The sequence below is a fragment of the Thalassoroseus sp. genome, from assembly GCF_984380535.1.
Genome location: NZ_CFHRBF010000001.1, coordinates 596,899 through 618,820, shown reverse-complemented (window position 1 = coordinate 618,820; position 21,922 = coordinate 596,899). Strand labels below are relative to the sequence as shown.

At 54.7% G+C, this 21,922-nt stretch carries 14 protein-coding genes; 10 read left to right on the top strand and 4 right to left on the bottom strand.

The annotated features are described in order from the left end of the window. Window positions 1-380 precede the first annotated feature (380 nt). From AC5DDB_RS02315 to AC5DDB_RS02305, 3 genes are all read left to right on the top strand, one after another. The gene (locus AC5DDB_RS02315) at window positions 381-1,904 is read left to right on the top strand and encodes a sulfatase (protein WP_491738051.1); all 1,524 of its coding nucleotides are present in this window, start codon (window positions 381-383) and stop codon (window positions 1,902-1,904) included. A 126-nt stretch (window positions 1,905-2,030) separates the two neighbouring features. Further along, window positions 2,031-3,869 (top strand): arylsulfatase, encoded by a 1,839-nt coding sequence (locus AC5DDB_RS02310; RefSeq protein WP_491738050.1) that lies wholly within the window; start codon window positions 2,031-2,033, stop codon window positions 3,867-3,869. 92 nt (window positions 3,870-3,961) lie between these two features. Then, on the top strand, window positions 3,962-6,463 hold the full coding sequence (locus AC5DDB_RS02305; protein ID WP_491738058.1) for a multiheme c-type cytochrome: 2,502 nt from the start codon (window positions 3,962-3,964) through the stop codon (window positions 6,461-6,463). Between the two features lie 32 nt (window positions 6,464-6,495). Here the strand turns inward: AC5DDB_RS02305 and AC5DDB_RS02300 are convergent, their stop codons facing one another. Together AC5DDB_RS02300 and moaC are read right to left on the bottom strand one after the other, a co-directional pair. Next, entirely contained in the window at window positions 6,496-7,488 is a 993-nt protein-coding gene (locus AC5DDB_RS02300; RefSeq protein WP_491738049.1) for a polyprenyl synthetase family protein, read from the bottom strand. A gap of 91 nt (window positions 7,489-7,579) precedes the next feature. Then, window positions 7,580-8,071 carry a cyclic pyranopterin monophosphate synthase MoaC gene (gene moaC, locus AC5DDB_RS02295; RefSeq protein ID WP_491738048.1) on the bottom strand — a complete coding sequence of 164 codons (492 nt, stop codon included), beginning with the start codon at window positions 8,069-8,071 and terminating at the stop codon, window positions 7,580-7,582. Window positions 8,072-8,320: 249 nt separating this feature from the next. On the opposite strand from moaC, the gene aroF reads away from it, so the two are divergent. From aroF to AC5DDB_RS02270, 5 genes are all read left to right on the top strand, one after another. After that, window positions 8,321-9,349, top strand: a complete 1,029-nt coding sequence (aroF, locus tag AC5DDB_RS02290) for a 3-deoxy-7-phosphoheptulonate synthase (RefSeq protein ID WP_491738047.1) — start codon at window positions 8,321-8,323, stop codon at window positions 9,347-9,349. A 113-nt stretch (window positions 9,350-9,462) separates the two neighbouring features. After that, complete coding sequence (locus AC5DDB_RS02285) at window positions 9,463-10,917, top strand: Gfo/Idh/MocA family protein (RefSeq protein WP_491738046.1); 1,455 nt, start codon at window positions 9,463-9,465, stop codon at window positions 10,915-10,917. 99 nt (window positions 10,918-11,016) lie between these two features. Further along, window positions 11,017-13,215 carry a DNA helicase RecQ gene (gene recQ / locus AC5DDB_RS02280; RefSeq protein WP_491738045.1) on the top strand — a complete coding sequence of 733 codons (2,199 nt, stop codon included), beginning with the start codon at window positions 11,017-11,019 and terminating at the stop codon, window positions 13,213-13,215. A gap of 10 nt (window positions 13,216-13,225) precedes the next feature. Beyond that, window positions 13,226-14,911 (top strand): hypothetical protein, encoded by a 1,686-nt coding sequence (locus tag AC5DDB_RS02275; protein WP_491738044.1) that lies wholly within the window; start codon window positions 13,226-13,228, stop codon window positions 14,909-14,911. A gap of 18 nt (window positions 14,912-14,929) precedes the next feature. Continuing rightward, on the top strand, window positions 14,930-15,829 hold the full coding sequence (locus AC5DDB_RS02270) for a sugar phosphate isomerase/epimerase family protein (protein WP_491738043.1): 900 nt from the start codon (window positions 14,930-14,932) through the stop codon (window positions 15,827-15,829). Between the two features lie 98 nt (window positions 15,830-15,927). Here the strand turns inward: AC5DDB_RS02270 and AC5DDB_RS02265 are convergent, their stop codons facing one another. Next, complete coding sequence (locus AC5DDB_RS02265; RefSeq protein ID WP_491738042.1) at window positions 15,928-16,803, bottom strand: sugar phosphate isomerase/epimerase family protein; 876 nt, start codon at window positions 16,801-16,803, stop codon at window positions 15,928-15,930. A gap of 270 nt (window positions 16,804-17,073) precedes the next feature. On the opposite strand from AC5DDB_RS02265, the gene AC5DDB_RS02260 reads away from it, so the two are divergent. Then, window positions 17,074-19,485, top strand: coding sequence for a CehA/McbA family metallohydrolase (locus AC5DDB_RS02260; RefSeq protein ID WP_491738041.1), 2,412 nt, complete (start codon window positions 17,074-17,076; stop codon window positions 19,483-19,485). Window positions 19,486-19,567: 82 nt separating this feature from the next. Here AC5DDB_RS02260 and AC5DDB_RS02255 read toward each other — a convergent pair whose 3' ends face one another. Further along, complete coding sequence (locus AC5DDB_RS02255) at window positions 19,568-20,410, bottom strand: sugar phosphate isomerase/epimerase family protein (RefSeq protein WP_491738040.1); 843 nt, start codon at window positions 20,408-20,410, stop codon at window positions 19,568-19,570. Between the two features lie 434 nt (window positions 20,411-20,844). On the opposite strand from AC5DDB_RS02255, the gene AC5DDB_RS02250 reads away from it, so the two are divergent. Beyond that, a complete protein-coding gene (locus AC5DDB_RS02250) occupies window positions 20,845-21,810 on the top strand; it encodes a hypothetical protein (RefSeq protein ID WP_491738039.1) in 966 nt (321 codons plus the stop codon). Window positions 21,811-21,922: the final 112 nt, after the last annotated feature.

Sequence of the window (21,922 nt, the reverse complement as noted above, 5' to 3'; positions counted from 1 at the left end):
CCTGGACCTACGGATTAAAAGTCCGTTGCTCTACCAACTGAGCTACGCCTTCGGGGTGGTTGTTGAACTGTTGGGAGAATGTTAGCGTCTTGGTTCCGAAATGCAAACCACAAAGCGAGGGGAAACAAAGGGTTTGCTGGAATTCGCTTGGTGACTCGCCCGAAATTCCGCCTGATGTCCAAGTTTCGTTCAGGGAAGAGTCCATTTTGTCACGGAAGGTTCGCAGTTTTTTCGGCATTTCTGTCTGACTCGTTTTTCTAATCGGGATTTGTGATCAATCGCATGCCGAACGCCAGGTCGGTTGGGAATTCGGTTCAATTTGGGTACATATGAGGAAGCATTTCTGCACCGAGATTCGTCCGAAGCCCATTGGAGACAACATGCAGCTTCCACGCATTCCCGAATCTTGCCAGCGTTTGGTTGCCGATGTGTTTGTGATAATCGTTCGACACCAGCGATTAATCTCGTGCGTGTTGATCATCGGCTGCCTGCTGATTCCCGCCGATTCAACGGCTGAGGAGCGTCCCAACGTTGTTGTGTTGCTTGCCGATGATCTGGGTTACAACGGTCTCGGCTGCTTCGGAAGTGATCTTTACGAGACTCCGAACCTCGACCGGTTAGCAATGCAAGGGATGCGGTTTACAGATGCATATTCCGCCTGCACGGTTTGTTCACCGACACGAGCCTCGGTGATGACGGGCTTGTATCCGGCGCGTCTGCATTTGACCGACTTCATCGCCGGGCAGAATCGACCGGACGAACCCGTTCTTCCACCCGCGTGGACGAAGTATCTTCCGCACGAAACTACGACAATCGCCGAAGTGCTGCGGGACGCAGGCTATTCGTCGGCACAGGTCGGCAAATGGCATCTCAATCCGAGGAACGATCGCAAACGCGAATACGATCCGACCGATCATGGTTTTGATGTTCAGGTCCTCAAACCGCCGGCCAAAGGGTACTTCCTTCGAGCAAATGATCAGCTCGGTATTTCGGAAGGCGAGTACTTAACCGAATATCTGACCGATCAAGCCGTCAATCTGATTCAGAAATGGCAGGATCGACCGTTCTTCTTATATATGGCTTATCATGTGCCTCATACGCCGATCCAAGCGCCGGCGGATTTGGTCAAACGCTATGAACAGATTTTGGAGGAGCGGGACACCCCCGATGCCGTCCACAAGAATGCCGTTTATGCAGCGATGGTTCATCAACTCGATGTCAGTGTCGGGCGAATCCTCGAACAACTGGAGTCATCAGGGATTAGCGATCGGACGATCGTGTGGTTTACGTCAGACAATGGCGGATTGACCCATCGTTATGGTCCCGAAACTGGTTTCACGGATAACTCTCCATTACGTCGCGGCAAAGGTTCCGCGTATGAGGGGGGAATTCGCGTTCCGTTGATCGTGCGTTGGCCCGGGCATGTGCCCGCTGGGAAGGTGTGTGAAACTCCTGTTTCGACCATTGATATTCTGCCGACCGTTATGGAACTTGCTGGTGTCACGCAAACGATACCCACGGACGGGGTGAGCCTTCGCCCGGTGCTTACGCAACGGAAGGCGAAGCTGTTACGGTCGGAGTTGTATTGGCATTATCCGCATTACCATGCCGGTGGCGACGGACCACATGGCATCGTGCGGTCCGGCGATTGGAAACTGATCGAACGGTACGACGGACAACCCGTGGAACTCTACAACTTGCGAAATGACCTGAGTGAGTCACGGAATCTGGCGGCGATTAATCCCGAGGTGACGACGCGATTGACTCAACTCTTGGCTGACTGGCGAAAAGAAGTCAACGCCCAAATGCCAATTCCGAATCCGCAAGCCGATCCGAAACGTGCTAAGGCGGTCGTCGAACGCAACCTACGGCAGTTGCAACGGGAAACCAATTCATCCCGGTGAGATGAGGTTTCACGTCAAATACGGAGACGTGAAACGCGTTTCGTTCTGTGGTAGCGTGTCGACTTGCCAATCATGCTACCTTCCGAGTGTCGCCGGCCGATAACACCTTCGACGAGTAACGCACACATGCTGAATTTACGATATCGGGCGGCCTTCGCTCTGCATTTTTGCACGACAATTTCGGCGTTGTTGATCGCTTTCGCACATCCCGCGTTGTCTGCGGCAGACTCGCCGAATGTGGTCCTGATTTTGACGGACGACCAAGGTTATGGCGATCTCAGCATTCATGGGAACCCGTACCTCAAAACACCGGTTCTCGACAAGTTTGCTCGCGAGGGCGTCCGGTTCGATCGTTTCTATGTGAACTCATTCTGTGCACCGACGCGGGCGGCGTTGTTGACCGGTCGTTATCCACTCCGCTGTGGTGTGTGGGGCGTTACCCACAACAAAGAAGCCATGCGGCCCAGCGAAGTTACGATTGCCGAGGCTTTGAAAACCGCGGGATATCGCACGGGATGCTTCGGCAAATGGCATAATGGCGAACAATTCCCATACACACCCAATGGCCAAGGGTTCGACGAGTTCTTCGGCTTCTGCAACGGCCACACGAATGCATACTTCAATGCAGAACTTACTCAGCAATCGAGTCCGGTGCAGACAGAAGGATACATCACCGATGTTCTCACAACGCAAGCGGTGAAATTCATCGAGCAAACCGAGAAACAGCCATTCTTCTGTTATGTTTCTTACAACGCTCCCCATTCTCCTTACCAGGTGCCCGACGAATACTACGACAAATTCCGTAAACAGGGTTTCGACGAGAAAACGTCGGCTTTCTACGGAATGTGTGAGAACATCGACGAAAACGTGGGGCGGATTCTTGAGACATTGGAGAAACGCGAAATTGCCAAGAACACGATCGTGTTGTTTCTTACAGACAACGGCGGAACGGCTGGCGTTAAGCACTACAACGCGGGGATGCGTGGAGGCAAAACCAGCGTGCATGAAGGCGGATGTCGAGTGCCGTTATTCGTGCGGTGGCCGGGGAAACTCCCCTCATCGAGCACGGTCACGCAGTTAGCATCCCATATCGATATTTATCCGACTCTGCTGGAATTGTGCGGTGTCGAACCGCCTGTCGGTCCGCCGATTGATGGATTGAGTCTGGTGCCGTTACTCAAGAATCCGCAGGCAGACTGGGAAGATCGCGTCCTGTTTACTCATAATCCGATCTCGCAGTCGAACCGATATCCCGGTGCAGTTCGCACACAGCGGTATCGTTTGGTGCGGACGATTCCCGGTCCTCAAGGCGGATCCAGTGCGCGGCCCAAAGATGACAACGCCTCCGCATGGAAACTCTTCGACATGCAGAACGATCCCGGCGAGAAAACGGATATCGCCGAACAACATCCGAATGTCGTCCAGGAACTGAGTCAGCAATATGAGGCTTGGATCGATGACACATCGCGTGTGCCACTTGAGCGTTTTGCGATTCCGGTTGGTTATCCTCAGGAAAACCCGGTGATCCTTCATGCACCACAAGCGTATGCCGATCCGCCGCTGAAATACGATCACGGTCCCGGGTTTGCCCACGATTGGCTAACCGAATGGACCGATGTGAATGCGAAGGTTTGGTTTGATCTCGAGGTGCAACGCCCTGGGCGTTATGAAATCGAACTGCTCTACGGCTGTTCCGAATCGAATGCGGGTTCTCGCATCCAAATTCAAATCGGTGACGAGACGCTCAGCAAAACTCTGCCAGGTGCGGAAGCGAAGGTTCTGGATCTGCCGAACCGAGATGAACGTAGCCGACAACGATACGTCAATCGAGATTGGGGGCGTCTTGAATTCGGTGAAGTCGATTTGCAACCCGGTCGGCGACGGTTGGAAATCGAGGCGACTGAATTAGTCGGGCAGGAAGTCATGGATCTCAAAGGGATTGTCATGACGCGGCGAGCTGACTGATTCGCGGCGGAGGATTGCATGTCCGGGGCGGTTCGAACTATGGTGGTCCTGCCGACCCCGTCGCTTCCTATTCGGATCCCAACTCGGTGAGCATGCAATACTGCGATCAAGTCCATTCACGTTGTCCATCTCGATTTCGGGCTGTTATCTACAGTGCTTTGACGGTTTGGATCATCCCTGCCGCCGCGATCATTGCCCAAGATCGGCTGGTCGATCATTTTCCCGAGGCTGCGCAATCTGGCTGCATGACCTGTCATGGTGAGATCGAACCGATCCGCGAGATCGGTTCTGAAATGCTTTCGCAGATCATGACGCGAGGCAAAGCGGCAGGCGACCCGGCCGGGTGCATCGTTTGTCACAATGGCGACGCAACCGAGACCGAAGACAAAGCGATCGCCCACGGCGGAGACGATTTCTACCCTGATCCTGGAAGTCCATGGGTCAACGAGAAAACTTGTGGTCAATGTCACACGGAACAAGTTCGTGTGCAGTGGCAAAGTTTGATGATGACCGAGGCGGGAAAGATTCAGGGCACGTGTTGGTCGTTCGGTGCGTTGACAGGGTACGAGCACAAGTACGCGAACTATGCGGTCGAGAATCCGCAGAACTATAAAGATCGCCTCGGCACCGACACCTATCGACGTTACATGGAACGGCTCAAGAAACTCGAACCAAACGTCTTCGTCGATTCCCACGAGCCGTTGCCCGATGCGTTGGGTTTCGATGAACTCGATCAACTTCGCGATCACCCCGAAAAGGCCGTCTATACGTACATTCGTCAAGAGTGCAACCGTTGTCATCACGCGGTCAAGGGACGTTCCAAACGTGGCGACTTCCGGGGCATGGGGTGCTCTTCGTGTCACATTCCCTACAGCAACGAAGGTTTCTACGAAGGCCGTGACAAAGCCATTCCGCAAGACGAACCGACACATCCACTAACACATCAAATTCAAGGCACGCGGGAAGCGACGGTCACGATTCACGATGTCAGTTACCACGGATTACCTGCAGAAACATGTACGACGTGTCACAACCGCGGTAAACGCATTGGGGTGTCGTTTCAGGGACTGATGGAAACCCCGTATGCCTCTCCATTCACTGCGGAAGGTGAGAATCAGCCGGGTCTGCACACGAAGCATTACATCGCGATGGATCAGGACATTCATTATCAAAAGGGAATGAAATGTCAGGACTGTCACACGTCGATTGATGTGCACGGCGACGGTTTTCTTGCAGCGACAAACTTGGCGGCTGTGCAGATCGAGTGTGCGGATTGTCATGGTACGCCCGATGCATTTCCTTGGGACCTTCCACTGGGGTTCATGGATGAGTTTGACACCAAACCCGCAACCGGAAAGCCGCGGGGCGTCGCCGAGAAACAGTTGCCGCACACTTGGGCGGGAACCGCTTACGAAAAGAAGGACGGATATTTGCTGACGACTCGGGGCAACCCATACGAGAACGTCGTGCGAGACGGTGATGAGGTCATCGTTCACACCGCTGCGGGAAAAGACTTACGGTTGAAACCCCTCAAGAAATTGGTCGACGAAAAGGCCATCAGTCTCCGTGGCTTGGTTTCGATGAAGGGCGTCTCGAAACATCTGGATCGCATGGAGTGCTACACCTGCCACGCAAGTTGGACACCGCAATGTTATGGTTGTCATGTCCATGTCGATTACAGCCAGAAAGACCAGTGCCCTGAGATTTCCGAATCCCGCAAAGGTTTCGACTGGATTGCCGCAGGACGCAAACATCAAGAGCCGGCCTATCGGGCCGACGATGGCGAAGCCGATTACGACTTGATGATCCCTGGTAAAGTCAGTGAGCAACGAAGTTATTTGCGGTGGGAAGAACCGATTTTGGGGGTCAACGGAGAAGGTCGAGTGACGCCGTTAGCTCCCGGATGTCAACCGGCGATTACGATCATCGGCCCGGAGGGCGAACCGATTTTACGGAATCACATTTTCAAGACGCCGGCAGGTCTCGAGGGCAGCGGTGACGACGGGCAATTGGCGATCGACATGAGTCCCACGCAACCGCACACCATGACGAAAAATGCCCGGACCTGTGAATCCTGTCATGCGTCAGACAAGGCATTGGGATTAGGGATCGACGGGACACGACCTTGGAACGAAAAGCATTTTGTCGACTTGGAAACGACCGACGGGACGGTCCTTTCACGGAAGGCAGTTCCCCAGATGGAGGCGATCACCAATCTCGACCATGATTGGTCACAAATCGTGGACCGTGACGGTAATCAACTTGCGACGGTCGGGCATCATTGGAAGTTGTCGCGTGCGTTCAACAAAGATGAGATTGAACACATGACACGCACCGGCACCTGCCTGGCGTGTCACGAGGAAATCCCGGAGAAGTCGCTGGCGATCAATCTATTGCATCACGTCGCCGAGTACACCGGTCAAATTCCCAAAACCAATTCCGAACACAGCGGCCTCATCAATAAAATCGCTGTCACGTTTGCCTGGGTCCAGGTAGTGGGAGGCGGGATGTTGGTGCTGTGCGTGATTGGTGGATTCGTGTGGTGGCGAAAACGTCGCGGCTCACGATCCGCAAGTGAAACCACCCTACCCTAAAGATCGGTCGAAGGACGACGCGACTTACCAGTTCAGAAAGATCGATGGAGCACGAAGTCCGTCAGCGATTCCAGAATTCGCCGGGCGGGTGAATCGGGCAGGATCGACAAGCGTGAGTTGGCGGCCAAGATCAATTCTTCAGCGCGTTCTCTGGTGTAGCTTAGAGCGTCGGAGGCTTCGAGGAACGGCAGCAACTTTTCGCCGGTGTGTTCATCGGGTTCCGCGATCAACGAGCGAATCGTCACCGCATCTTCGGCGTTCGCCGTTGCGAGTAACCGAATCACCGGAAGTGTGAGTTTCTGCTTGAGCAAGTCGGAACCGAGCGTTTTGCCGGTCCGGTTTTCGTCACCCGTGAGATCGAGCAAGTCGTCGGCAATCTGAAATGCCAAACCGAGTGAGCGACCGTAATCGGACAATGCGTCGATCACGTCATTATTGGCACCAGCATACATGCCACCGAGTTGTCCACAGAGGGCACACAACTCTGCCGTTTTGCCATCGATAATCTCGAAGTACCGCTCTTCGGTGAGATCGAGATTCCCTCGTTCGGAAATTTGCGTCAGTTCACCCTCACAGACGACATTGGTCGCATGTCCGATCAGTCGACAAGCGGTTGTGGAGTCCAAACTTGCCGCCAAATGAAAGGCATGGGTAAAGAGATAATCCCCGAATAGCACGCTCGTTTCGTTGTTCCACCGAGCGTTGACAGTGGCGACGTGTCGGCGAGTCTCCGCTTCGTCGAGGATGTCATCATGTACCAGCGTCGCGGTGTGGATCATTTCGACAACCGCCGCGAGGACGTGGTGGTCCTTGCGAATTCCACCGCTGGCCGCCGCAGACAGCAACAACAACATCGGCCGCAGCCGTTTGCCTTGGAATTGTACGGCATGACCGAAAATGTCTTGGACGCACGGACGACGACTTCTCAACTCCTCGCGAAAGATGCGATCGGCTTCTTCCAACGATCCACCGAGAAACTGGTGGATACGGGCGAGCAAGTTCGGTCCGGATACTTGAGGATTCATAGGCCAACCGCCTGACTGAAAAGTGATCGTCAAGCCAATGTTTAAATGGAATCGTTAGGGGCGAAACGCCACTGTGTGAGTCGCTGGGAATTTAACGGGGCTCGTTGTCGGTATTACGCTGAAAGTCTCCGCTTTTGCCGCCGCGTTTTTCGAGAAGCTGGATCGGCCCGATCACCATTTCCCGATCAACCGCCTTGCACATATCGTAGATTGTGAGTGCGGCGATACTGGCCGATGTAAGGGCTTCCATCTCCACACCTGTGCGAGCACTGATTTTAGTCGTCGCCAGAATTCGCACAGTACGTTCGTCCCGAATATCGAAGTCGATCGTAGCCGAGTCGAGTCCGAGCGGGTGACACAGCGGAATCAATTCAGCTGTTCGTTTGCTCGCCATGATTCCCGCCAACCGTGCGACCTCGAACACGTCTCCCTTGGCAAATTTGCGGTCACGGATGAGTTGCAGCGTTTCGGGCTGCATCGTAATGCACGCTTCCGCAACCGCGACCCGCGTCGTAATCGGTTTTTCACCGATATCGACCATACGGCTGGCACCGCGTTCGTCAAAATGGGTTAAATCGGCCATCGAAGTTTCGACTGTGTTCAGGCGGTTAAAACGGCTTCACAAATGCCGCTGCACTATAGTCCCGCCACTTTCGACCGACAACCCCGCCGCATAGTTCGATCTGGGGAACCACACCGTTAGGCGGCGTACGCCGTAAAACACTCACGATCGGAGTTTTGCCGGTATCTGGAAAATCCGGGTCAACTCTGCGAGGATTCGTTTCAAAGTTCTATTCATTAATTGCTCGTTCTCTGGCTGAGGAATATTGGGATGATTGTCGTTTTGCATCCGGGACGCTCCGAGGACGAAATTCAGCGGGTGGCCGCTCGCGTGGAAAGTCTCGGTCTGAAAGCCCATGTGATTGTCGGAACCGAGCGGACCGTCGTCGCGGCAGTCGGGTCAAAACGGCGTGACGAAGATCGGGAAGCGTTGGAACGACTTGACGAAGTCGACAAAGTGGTGCCGATTCTTGCTCCCTATAAGGTTGCCAGTCGAGAGACAAAGCCAGAGCCGTCGGTTGTCAAAGTTCGTGATCTTGTGTTCGGTGGCGGTCACGTTGGTGTCGTCGCGGGGCCATGTTCCGTGGAGAGCGAAGAACAAATCATCGAGACGGCTCGGTACGTCAAAGCAGCGGGTGCAACGGGGCTGCGTGGTGGTGCTTTCAAACCACGAACAAGTCCATACGCCTTCCAAGGGTTGAAAGAAGAAGGATTGAAATACCTGTCGGCCGCCCGGGAGGAAACCGGCTTGGCGGTCGTCACGGAAGTGATGACGCCCGAGCATGTCGATTTGGTCGGGAACTATGCGGATGTCCTCCAAATCGGAGCCCGCAATATGCAAAATTATCATCTTCTGCAGGCGGTCGGCGAAACGCAGATACCGGTGCTCTTGAAACGTGGACCGTCTGCAACAATGGACGAGTTCTTGCTCGCAGCCGAGTACATTTTAGACCAAGGGAATCAGCAGGTGATTCTCTGCGAACGCGGAGTGCGGACATTCGAGTCTCACACGCGTTTCACGCTCCCGTTGGCCACGGTCCCTTACTTGCAAGAACGGACCCACTTACCGATCGTGGTCGATCCCAGTCACGGGACGGGGATTGCGTCGTTAGTACCGTCCATGTGTCGTGCCGCCGTCGCGGTCGGTTGTGACGGGTTGTTACTCGAAGTTCATCCGAATCCGGCGGAAGCCGTTAGCGATGCCGCTCAAACGATTTCGCCGGACACATTCGCCACGATCATGGACGAATGCAGGAAAATTGCGGGTGTTCTCGGGCGATCCGTTGATGGACAGGCTTGAAGATTCCCGTTCGGGACGAGTAGACTGGTCGAGAGCGTCGTCGGTCGTCCTCATCCACTCGTCGGCCACCCGCCAGTTATTGTCCCGCCATTCTGAATTCAGGAGTGTTGCTGATGACCAATCGCAGCCGTCGTGAGTTTCTTGAAAACTCGATGTTCGCAACCGCTGCCGCTGTCGCCGCTGGTGCATCGTCTCAAACTGTTCTTGCGAAGGACGGACAGTCCGACAGTCCGAACGAGTTGTTACGGGTTGCGGTTGTGGGTGTTCGCGGTCGTGGACGGTCGCACTTGAGTGCATTTTCCGGTCGTAAAGACACCGAAGTCGCGATCATCTGCGACGCCGATGAAGCCGTCGGTCAGGCTCAAGTGGAAGAAATCCATAAGAAGACCGGCAAGAAGCCGAAGTACGTCAAAGACATGCGGGAAGCTTACGACGATAAAGACATCGACGTCGTCAGCATTGCGACTCCGAACCACTGGCACGCGTTGGCCACGATCTGGGCCGTGCAAGCCGGCAAAGACGTGTACGTCGAAAAACCCGTCAGCCACAACGTCAGCGAAGGCCGACGGATGGTGCAAGCCGCTCGGAAGTACGACAAGATCGTGCAAACCGGGACGCAATGCCGTTCGACAAAGGCCACTACGGAAGCCGTCGAGTACGTGCAATCAGGACAAATCGGCGATTGCAATTTCGCTCGTGGTTTGTGTTACAAACCGCGTGGCCCGATCGGACCGGCCGGCAAATACGATGTGCCCGGCAGCGTCGATTACGACCTTTGGACCGGACCGGCCGCTCTCCAACCATTGACCCGTCCGAAATTGCACTACGATTGGCACTGGGTGTGGAACACCGGCAACGGCGACTTGGGCAACCAAGGTATCCATCAAATGGACATCTGTCGTTGGGGGCTTGGCGCGACGTCCGTGGGCAAACGCGTGATGGGTTTCGGGGGACGCTTCGGTTATGAAGACGCCGGCGAAACCGCCAACACCGAAGTTACCTTTCACGACTACGGCGACAAAAAAGTCATCTTCGAGGTTCGTGGATTGAAGACCGGTGCCGAACGCGGTGCGAAGATCGGTGTGATCTTCTACGGCAGCAACGGATATGTTGTGATGACCAGCTACAACGGCGGAGCCGCCTTCGATCTCGATGGCAACGTCGTCAAGAAGTTCAGTGGTGGTGACGATCACTTCGGCAACTTTGTGACCGCTGTCCGCAGCCGCAAAGTGAGCGATTTGAACGCCGACATCGAAGAAGGCCACTACTCATCCGCAATGTGTCACCTCGGCAACATTTCGATGCGGATGGGCGAAATGGTCACTGCGAAGGAAGCCGAAGCTCGTTTGTCGGACGATAGCGAACTGGCCGAAACGTACGATCGGTTCTCGTCGCACCTCCGCGAAAACGGTATCGATCTGAGCCAAAACAAAATGCACTTCGGACCGATGCTCGAAATCGATCCTGAAACCGAAGAGTTCATCGGCGAACACGCACGAGCCGCGAATCCTTGGCTGACGCGTGAATATCGCAAGGGCTACGAAGTTCCCAGCGAAGCAGATTTGTAATCGAAACTCAGTTCCGCGATGGCGGAATTGATTCTCATGGAATGATGAAACCCGGTTTCTTTGGGGGCCGGGTTTCTTTTATGACGGAGCACCATGCGGATGGCGGACGCATCGCCCAATGATTCGACGGACCGACTGCGCGCGTGTCTCAAGCAGTACTGGGGCTACGACGATTTTCGCCCTCTCCAAGAGCAGGCGATGCGATGCGTCATGGAAGACCGCGATTCCGTAGTCGTGTTGCCAACTGGCGGCGGAAAATCGCTGTGTTACCAAGTTCCCGCGCTGTGCCGAGATGGCTTGGCGGTCGTGGTGTCGCCCCTCATCTCACTGATGAAAGATCAAGTCGATGCATTACGCGGTTGCGGTGTGTCGGCGGCGTGCGTGAACAGTTCACTTTCGGCATCCGAACGCAAGGAGGTTGCCTCCGCTGTGAGGCGAGGTGAAATCCGCATTCTCTATGTCGCTCCCGAGCGAATCGTCCAAGAACGCACGAAGGACTTCTTGGAAGAATCCAATCTGAGTTTTATCGCCATTGACGAGGCCCATTGTATCAGCGAATGGGGCCACGATTTTCGTCCCGAGTACCGCGAACTCAAAGCGCTTCGGCAACGATTTCCCGATGTTGCCTTTCACGCTTACACCGCTACCGCAACCGAACGTGTCCGTTCTGATATCGCTGAGAACCTCGGTCTCAATGATCACGAACTACTAGTGGGTTCGTTCGATCGCTCGAACTTGTTCTATCGGATTGAACGACGGCGGAATCGGCTGGTGCAGATTCAACAAGTGCTCGACCGTCACAAAGGGGAATCGGGAATTATCTACTGCATCAGTCGGCGGGACGTCGACGAACTCAGCGGCACCTTGAACGATCTGGGTTACAAAACGCTGCCGTATCATGCGGGGATGGATGCGGACGAACGGCAACGAAATCAGGATGCATTCATCGAGGACCGCACGGACACCATTGTCGCGACGGTCGCGTTTGGCATGGGGATCGACAAGCCCAATGTCCGTTATGTGATTCACGCGGGAATGCCGAAAGCTTTGGAGAACTATCAGCAGGAAAGCGGCCGCGCCGGTCGCGATGGTCTGGAAGCAGAATGCTGTCTGTTCTACTCCGGTAGCGATGCTCAACTGTGGCGACGAATCATCGGTGAGGAGTCTGCCGGGAACGTCGATGCCGCCATGGAATCGCTCGAAGCCCTCGATCAATTTTGCACCGGCGTGACGTGTCGTCATCGGTCGTTGGTAACGTACTTCGGGCAGGACTGGCCCGACGAACCGTGCAACGCATGTGATGTGTGCGTCGGCGATCTCGACATGCTTAGCAATCCGTTAGAGACCGCGCAAAAAATTGTCTCGGGAGTTGTGCGACTCGATCAGCGATTTGGTGGTGATTACGTGAGTTTGCATTTGTCCGGGTCGCGTGACAAACGGCTTTTGGACAACGGTCACGACCAACCAAGCACCTATGGAATTTTGCAGGAACACGATCGGCGAGCCATTCGGGACTGGATCGAGCAACTGGTTTCGCAAGGTTTCCTCGAAAAAGTTGGGGAGTATCGTGTCGTCCAGGTCACTCCGAAAGGGCGAGAACTTCTGCGGGGCGATGCGTCGCCGAGATTGCTCCAGCCACGGAAACGGAAATCGACGGCGCAGGCATCAGCCGAGGTTCGGCGGGAGAATTGGGAAGGTGTCGACCGCGGTTTGTTCGAGCGGTTACGCGAACTTCGGAAGGAACTGGCCGACGAACGGGGAGTACCCGCCTACATCGTGTTCGGCGATGCAACGCTCCGGGAGTTGGCCCGTGAGAAGCCAACCTCGATCGAGGAGTTTCAAGAAGTTCGCGGCGTGGGTGAGAAGAAACTCCGTGACTACGGCGAGGTCTTCGTCGAAAACATTCGGTTGTATCTTCAGGGGGAAGCCGATCCGAACCCTGTGAAAACGAGCGGTGTCGCTAAGAAAGCGGGGCGGAAAGTCTCGGCGTCCTCACGTCGTGCCTGGCAGTTTTTTCGCGATGGCATGTCGATTGGGGAAGTCGTCGAGACCACTGGTCGAGCAAGTAGCACTGTCACAGGTTATCTCTGCGATTTTCTAGAATCCGAAGGCCGGACCGATCCGTTGCCCTGGGTGAAGGCGGACACGTTCGAACGCATTCGCGCCAAAGCATTAGAGTTGCAAACTGATTCGGCCAAGCAAGTCTTTGAGGTTCTGAACGAATCGGTTGCCTACGACGATATCCGCATTTCCTTGTCATGCTTGGTCAGTGAACTGGAGTCATGTGCCCGGCAGTAGGAAGCGAGAAATGAGCGACGAAAACCTGGACATCGAACCTCCAATTGAAGAACTTGCGGAGCCATTGCCACGTTGCAATGTTTGCGGTCGGGAGTTGGAATTTGGCACGGGTGAATCGCGTCCGGGGTTAATGCTCAGGTGCGTTTCCCGGCATTGCGGAGTTGTTTTGGAACAGCAGATCGACGGGGATTTCCGCACGAGGACGTTTCAATTCGCATCGACGGAAGATACAGATTCGGGACGGCATGTCTCGAACAATTACTCACTCTTGGTCCTGCCATTCTTGTTGGACGATGCGGACCGCAAACAACCGTTTGCTGCGATCGAGAAGTCAGCCCGTTGGCAGCGTCGCGAGTTTTCTCCGACCGTAAAAAGCGATGTCGACCGCACGGAATATTTTCTCCCATACATTCGCCGGTTTTTGTTCCCCAGCTTGTTCAAATCGGCGATGGATGGTCCGGAACTGCAAACCTGTCGACACTATGAGTTCCCCCTGGAGCTACTCGGCGGAAATAGTGAGGGGCTGCAATTCGACGTGGGGTGTTGGGATACCTTCAAAGAATTCAACCAGACGTTTCCGGTCAGTTTAGACCGTATCGAGTTGACCGTATTCAGCTACCGCGTGGGATTCTTGATTCTCCGAGTCCGCTGCAACGACGAGGAAGCCACTTTCTTCGATCAGATGAAACTGGCACACACATTACGATTTATCCGCAAACCACACGACGATTTCGCATTGCCAATTTTGTGTCCGAAGTTGGCTGCTGGTCATGGTGATCCGACACAATCGACGGCCTACGATATGCCAAGATTGGTGTCCTGGTTGCTGGATGAGTTTCGTCGTGATACCAGGCCATCCGCAAACACACCGACCGAACAACCAACAGGCGGGCCGTCGCTTCATAGTCGCTTACCCGTGCGTCTGGTTTACGACGACCGCTTGTTAGTCTACACATTTAGTTGCCTCGATAAATCGTCGTGTCTGGACGACCCGGACACGAATCGCACGCTGCTTGCCAGACATGTGGTCGTGCGGTTCGACGAGGAAACCCAGGCGACAGGTCGCGCACGGACCCCGGACCGACCGGGCGACGATTGGCGTCGAAAACGGTGGGAAAGTTATTCCAAGGACGGCGGTTGTCTGGTCGTGTTCGACACCGACGAGTATCACCGTACGGCGATCGGTGGATATTGGGAAACCTATTACTTCGATGTCTTCTTGCTAGCAGCGTTACAACGCGTGACATTATTGTCGCTGTTCGAACGGATGGCCGACATTCGCAGCCTGACCGGCAGCAGTCATGAGTCACGTGTTCAACTGCGGAACATTCGGTACGATTTGCTCGTTTTCAAAAACCAATGTTGTTTCAGTCAGATCACCAACCGTGAACGTGGACTGACCCTGTGGCGAAAATGGCAAAATGTGTTCGAGACGGAATCACTACTTCGCGAGGTGAACGAGCAGTCCGAACAACTCGATGGCTTTCTCGAGATCCGTTCGCGGGACAAAAATGAACGCCTACTACGATTGGCCGGGGTCGTAACGACGGTCACGCCGGCTATCTTCGGTTTGGAAGTGGTGTTCGGGGAGGAACCGTGGTTGGCGGGCGTCAAATGGGCGTTGTTGATTGCGTTGTTCATCGGAGTTGGTTTGTCCGCCTTAATTATTTTGAACCGCGAACGACGCGAAATGTAAACGCGAGAAAGATTGACCATGCAACCGAAGATTGCGGCGTTTCCCAAGTGTTATCTGGACGACATCGCTGGCACGAAGACGATGACCGTCTTCGAGTGGATCGAAATGGCACGATCGCTCGATGCGGATGGGTTGGAGATGTATGAAGGCTTCCTGCCAAGTCTGCACGATGACGACGTCGATCGAGTGGGGACCGCCATTCGGGAGGCAGGGTTTGAAATGCCGATGCTATGTTGTTCACCGGACTTCACGAATCCAGATCCCGATGCCCGTCGAAAAGCAGTGGAACATCAGATTCGGATGATCGAGGTCTCACGCAGACTTGGGGGAGCCGGCACAGTCTGTCGAGTGTTGAGTGGGCAACGTTACCCGGAAGTCTCCCGCGAGCACGGGTTGCAATGGGTTGTGGAATGTATCGAGGAACTCGTGCCGATCGCCCGGGAGAATGGCGTCATCTTGGGTTTGGAAAATCACTACAAGGACGGCTTTTGGAAGTATCCGGAATTCGCCCAGAAACAGGACGTCTTCCTCGAACTACTCGCAGCAGTCTCGGAACGCGAATATTTTGGCGTACAGTATGATCCTTCGAATGCCATCGTGGCGGGTGACGATCCGGTCGAACTATTGCGGAAGGTGGCCGATCGTGTGGTCAGCATGCATGCTAGCGATCGATTTTTGGCCGGCGGAACAACGCTCGAAGAGCTTCGGCAAACCGACGGGACGCTGGGGTACTCGCCGAACTTGTGTCATGGGGTCACCGGTCAGGGCTTGAACGACTACGACACGATTTTCCAGCTGTTGGCCGATCATAACTATCAAGGTTGGATCAGCATTGAAGACGGAATGAATGGCATGGAAGAAATGGCGGAGTCACTCGCGTTTCTCCGCCGCATGGTTGTCAAATATTTTGCGGTCTAAACCGTTTCACAGTCTTCGACGGACACGAGCGATGCGAGAAGACCTGAGTGTACCGGCCGTCACGAGACCTAAGCCGCTACGATGAAAAGTGAACTAAGCTAGCTCGTCATTTCCTCGAACAATTCGCGTTGTTCTCGCATGGCGGCTATTTTGTCTTTGGGATTCGTCCGGCACTCGAGAAGAATCCAGCCAGTGTAATCGGCTTTCTGCATGAGTTGAAACAACTCGGCATATGGGTAATTGCCGGCGTTGAATTCTCGCACGTGCGTGGTGGTGGCTAAGCGATCTTTAACGAGATTGAAGTTATATTCCAGTCCTTGGCCCGCCAGGTCGACATCGTTGGAATTCCAGCAGACTCCGACGTTCGGATGGTCGGCGACTTCAAAAATAGCCTGCATGACGGGCAGTTCGCTAGTGCCGTTTCCGTGAACTTCGACGCGAATTTCCTGGCCATACTTTTGACCGTAGGCAGCCACGGTGTTGAGTGACTTTCCGATCTGTTCGATCGTTTCCTCACGTGGCACACCTTTGACGAAAGCATTGGGTTTCACCTTCACGCCGGTGGCGCCACAGTCGTGCATCAGTTGGACATACTGCTTCGTCAACTCGATGTTCTGCTGGAGTTTTTTGGGATCGTTCGAATGAAACTCGGCGTTCGAACCGTAACCGACAAGTTCGACCGGGCTATCCGCGAACCGCTTGCGGACTTCCTTTCGTTCCGCCGCCGACAGCGAGGGCTCGACGCCATGGGCATGTTGCGTTCGTACTTCCACGCCGCCCAGTCCCGACTTCTCGCAGGCAGAGATCAATTCCGGCAGCGTCATATCTTTACCCCAGAGATACGTCACCAACCCGAGCTTCATCTTGCCCGCCGGTTTTGATTCAGCGGCCGTTAATTGGCGGATGCCAAGTCCGGTCAAGGTGGCGGCGGTCGCTGTAGTTGCGAGAAAATCGCGACGCGTGAAAGTAGGCATAAGGAACTTTCTTGGGTAGGGAATTCGTGGTTCGAACAGCTACGGAAACATGCAAAACACGGTAAACAATTTCTCGGCGGAATGTGAGTGAGTCACCCAAATTCGACTTGGACCGCAACAACCGATCGGCGAATGAACTCACAGAAATCGCACGCGTTTCGCGTGTTCCTTGGGATGCGAATACGTTGTCTGCTTGCGATCGATTTTGGTTCGCTGCAGAATGAGATCGTTACGAAACGAATTTGCGTGCATCTGCGACAGGAGATAAGAATGAAGCGTTCAAGAAATAGCTTTCTGCTCCGTCTCATGGTATTAGGAGTCGCCCTTTGCGGTCAGGCAACTGCTGAGGAGTTTCCGCAAGTTCGTGGGGTGTCCTCGCAGCCGTTGATTGCGGCCTCGAAGCGTTTGACTGAGGCCCTGAAATACGTGGGCGCTCCGCTCTCGGAGGAAGATCAGAAAGAATTGAACGCGGCGTACGTCCTACAGGACGAAACCGATACGCTCGTGGCCATCCAGAAGATTCTTGATCCTTATTGTGTCGCAGCTGTTGATATCAATGCGGAAAGCCGGGTGCATGTCGTCGAGGGACCCGCGAAGAAAGAATTGATTCAACAAGGGTGGCGAACGTTTCTGGTAAAGGTTCACAACCAAGCAGGGATTACGCCGACGCTCGTCGCGGAGAGTCCAAATGCGTTGCCACTCTACATGCGGGGACGCGGTGCCCGACAACGACCACAAACCGAACAAACGCTCGTGCCACCCGGTGAAGTGGAACAGCGGTGGTTGAGTTTGGAAATGTTCGACAAACCGCCGTTGAAACCTCGGCTGTCCGGTTTGGCGCTCGAATACCGGATCGTTCAGCTTTACAGTCGAGATACCGGTCGGCGGGAAGCGGAGTTGGCGTTTCACGTTGGTCAAGGCACGCAAGATCTCGGGTTCCGCAACGCCGTACCGATTCTGTTTCAGTGTGAACCGGCCGTCGAAGTGGCGTTCGAAGTCCGCGATGTCGACGGCTCTCCGACCACAGCCGCGTTCGTAATTCGCGACAAGTTCGGCCGCGTTTATCCAAACCCCGCTCGACGATTGGCACCCGACTTCTTCTTCCACAATCAGATCTATCGGGCGGATGGAGAAATCGTGTCGTTACCCGCAGGGGAATATACCGTCACCGTGTCTCGCGGTCCGGAATACCTAACGCAGAAGAAGAAAATCACGATCTCCGAAAACGTCGCCAGCTTCAAAACTCGCTTCGACCTGGAACGTTGGACCCACGCTGCCGAGCGTGGCTGGTGGTCTGGGGATCATCACGTGCATGCGGCCGGATGTGCCCATTACGATAGCCCGACTGAAGGCGTGACCCCCGCAGACATGCTGCGTCACATCCTTGGCGAGGACTTGAATGTCGGTTGTGTGTTGTCATGGGGACCATGTTGGTACACGCAGAAGCAATACTTCGAAGGCCGAGTTTCAGCGTTGTCGCGACCGGATTATCTCATGCGGTACGATGTGGAAGTCAGCGGATTTCCGTCGTCGCATGCCGGCCACTTGTGCTTGCTGCGACTCTCTGAAGACGATTACCCCGACACAAAAACCATCGAGCAATGGCCCAGTTGGACGCTGCCCGTATTGAAATGGGGGCAAGAGCAAGATGGCGTGGTCGGGTATTCGCACTCCGGTTGGGGGTTGCAGTTGCCGGATGTGATGCCGGACGGCTCCCGCAGTTTCGTGAACTATCGAAACGTGCCAACAGGATGGAACGGCAGCGATGCGAAAACGTTGCCCGACTACTCCATGCCGAGATTCGACGGGATCGGGGCCAATGAATTTATTGTGACCGTGGCTCACGATGCATGTGACTTCATCTCCGCGGTGGACACGCCCGCGATTTGGGAATTGAATATCTGGTATCACACGCTCAACTGCGGCTTCCGGAGCAAGATCAGCGGCGAAACCGATTTCCCGTGTATCTACGGCGACAAAGTCGGCCTCGGACGGATTTACGTAAAACTGAAACCGGACGAAAAACTCACCTTCGATTCTTGGATTCAAGGCGTGAAGGAGGGACGAAGTTATTGCGGGGATGGACTCAGTCACGTCTATGACATGCGGGCGACTGTCGTCGATGACAAGCAGAGCGTTGCCCTCGGCGAAATGAGTTCGAAAGGCAAACTGAGCGAATTGTCGCTGAGTCAACCCGGCGAGGTGACGGTGGAGTGCGAGGTCACCGCGATGCTCGATGCGGAACCGTCGGCGGAGGTGGAAGCGATTCGAAAACGGCGTCTCGATCAAAAACCTTACTGGCATCTCGAACGTTGTCGCATCGAGGGAACTCGCAAGGTGCCGGTCGAGTTAGTTGTCAATGGAGAGGTTGTCGCTACGAAAGAAATTGTTGCCGACGGTTCGGTGCACTCGCTGAAGTTCGACGTCGAAGTTGAAGAATCGAGTTGGATGGCTGTGCGGATACTCCCCAGTGTGCACACCAACCCAATTTGGGTCAGCGTCGATGATCAACCCGTCCGCTGTAACCCACGCAGTGCGGAATGGTGTCGGGACGCGGTCGATGTTTGCTGGAACTCCAAGAAGGGCCAAATTCGACCCGACGAACGGGAAGCCGCGAAACAGGCGTATGATCAGGCCCGCGAAATCTACGAACGCATTCACGCCGAAGCGTCCGCGAAGTGAGGAACGTATTCAACGTCAACAAACGACCTCTCCCGTTCGCGGGAGAGGTGAAAGTCTTTCACACAGGTCGAGTACCGACCGACTACGACGTGTAGCGTTTCATCAGGGCGAGGGCGTTTTTGCTGAGGTGTTCTTCGCTGGGGAACATTGATCGCCAGATCTTCGTGGCGGCTGCAATCTCCGGCAATGCGGAACCAAACGCTTCCACCATCAACCAGCCGTCATAACCTGTCTCTTTGAGAGCTGCGAAGGTCGTGTCGAAATCGACATGGCCTTCACCGGGTGTGGAACGATCGTTTTCAGAAATGTGCACGTGGACCGTTTGGTCCGCACAGCATTTGATGGCTTCGGCGAGATCTTTTTCTTCCAAGTTGGCGTGGAAGGTGTCGTACATCATCTTGAAGTTGGGATGATCGATCTCCCGGCAAAACTGCGCGGTGTCCGCGGCACAGTTGAGGAAGTAGCACTCGAAGCGGTTGAGGTATTCGCAGGTCAACATCACGCCGGCTTCTTTGGCATGATCGGCGGCTTGCGACATGGTTTCTTTGCCGTACTTCCACTCGTCATCCGTGCGGCCTGTTCCCGAGAAATGGCCGATCGTACTGTGAATCGGTCCACAGAGGTGTGTCGCTCCGACGATTGCACACATGTCGATAATGCGTTTGAGATGCTCGAGACTCGCCTGCCGACTGGCGGCGTCGCTCGAAATCGGATTTGCTTCAGTCGAACCATGGACTGTGACGGCGGTTCGTTCCAGACCAAGATCGTCCAATTTGCTGGCGACGTCTTTGTATTGGCTTTCGTTCGCACTGAAGATTGGAAGTTCGACACCGTCGAAACCCCATTCTTTGAGCTGTTCAAGCTGGGTATAATTGTCGGGGGTGACGTTGTCGGTCCACAACAGCAAATTCATGCCATATTTCATGGGTGCGCTTTCCTCGGGATGTGCGGGTTTCGGTTTGGCTCAGTCTGACGCTCTGGCGTCTGTGTTTCAAGCGAATGGCGAGGAACGAATACCGACAAAAAATTGCGAATCGCTGCGCAAAATGCGACGAGGAATGCATTCTATTCTAAAAGCGATGTTGTAGTCGCTAGACTTGGTACGATAGGCAAATCACGACCGTGAATGTCGAAAACTTTCCGACCGGCCACAAGGTTGGCCGATTCTGGCCCAATTTCGGTTATGCTTGCATTGCACCGACCAAACAGCCGGGAAGTGACCTCGCATTGTGTCGGCGACTGTTTCCAATCTGCCGGATTTGCAGGTTTTGACATTGTCGTGCTGAACTGCGACACACGGAATTCGGGATTGCATCGGTTCGGTCGCACGCCTGTTTCTCATGAAAAGGATCGTCAGATATGTTGTCTGTTCGAAGAATGGCCCGCTGGCTGACTTGTTTCGCCGTTCTCGTTGCGTGTACCGGCATTTGGGATGGAGATTCCGCATCGGCCGCGAAACGAACCCGGGCGAAGAAACGCGCGATTTTACCGCGTCTCACATTCGACGCCGACGCCGAACAATTCCAATTGTTCGATGCAATGAAAGAAGGCAAAGTCGACGTCACGATGGTTCCCAAGGATTCCACCGGGGGCTACATCTTAATTGACAACGTCTCGGATAAACCGGTCTCGGTCCAATTGCCGAACGCCGTTGTTGGTGTTCATACGATGCAGCAATTCGGTGGAGCCGGTGGATTCGGCGGTGGCGGTTTAGGTGGTGGGGGTCTTGGTGGCGGACTTGGCGGCGGCGGCGGACTTGGGGGCGGTAACCAAGCTCAACCGGTCGGCGGTGGGTTCGGTCAAGGTGGCGGCGGCCAACTCGGTGGTGGTGCCGCTGGTGGATTCGGTGGTCCTGGTCTTGGTGGTGGTGGAGCCGGTGGCGCCGGTTTCTTCTCGATTCCGCCGGACAAAACCGCTCGCATTCCTTACGGTTCGGTTTGTTTGGCTCACGGAGCAATGGAACCCAGCCCACGCATGACTTACCGCATTGTGCCGGTTGAAAAGTTCACAACAGACGAGTCACTCCAAGAGTTGATCGGCATGGTCGCACGGGGACGCGTTAATACGCGAGTTGCCCAGGCAGCGGCTTGGCACCTTTCGAGCAAAATGAGCTGGCAAGAATTGGCTGCGAAGTCGCACATTCCAGCCTTCGGCCAACCCCGCGAACCCTACTTCCACCGCAATGAATTGATCGCTGCGGTCGGACTGGTCAAACAGGCTGAAGCTCAAGCGAAAGAAAAAGCCAAAGACAAGAAACCAACGGAAGACGAAGACAACGATCGTCGTCGCAACCGTGGTCCGCTGAAGATTGAAGCTGCCGAGTAATCTCGCAGTTCCGAGAGAACAGAAACGATGCGAAAAGCGAATCGATTCATCGATTCGCTTTTTTTCGTGTTTTTCTGATTGCCGATTGGTTCTGCAGGTCTAAGAAGACTGT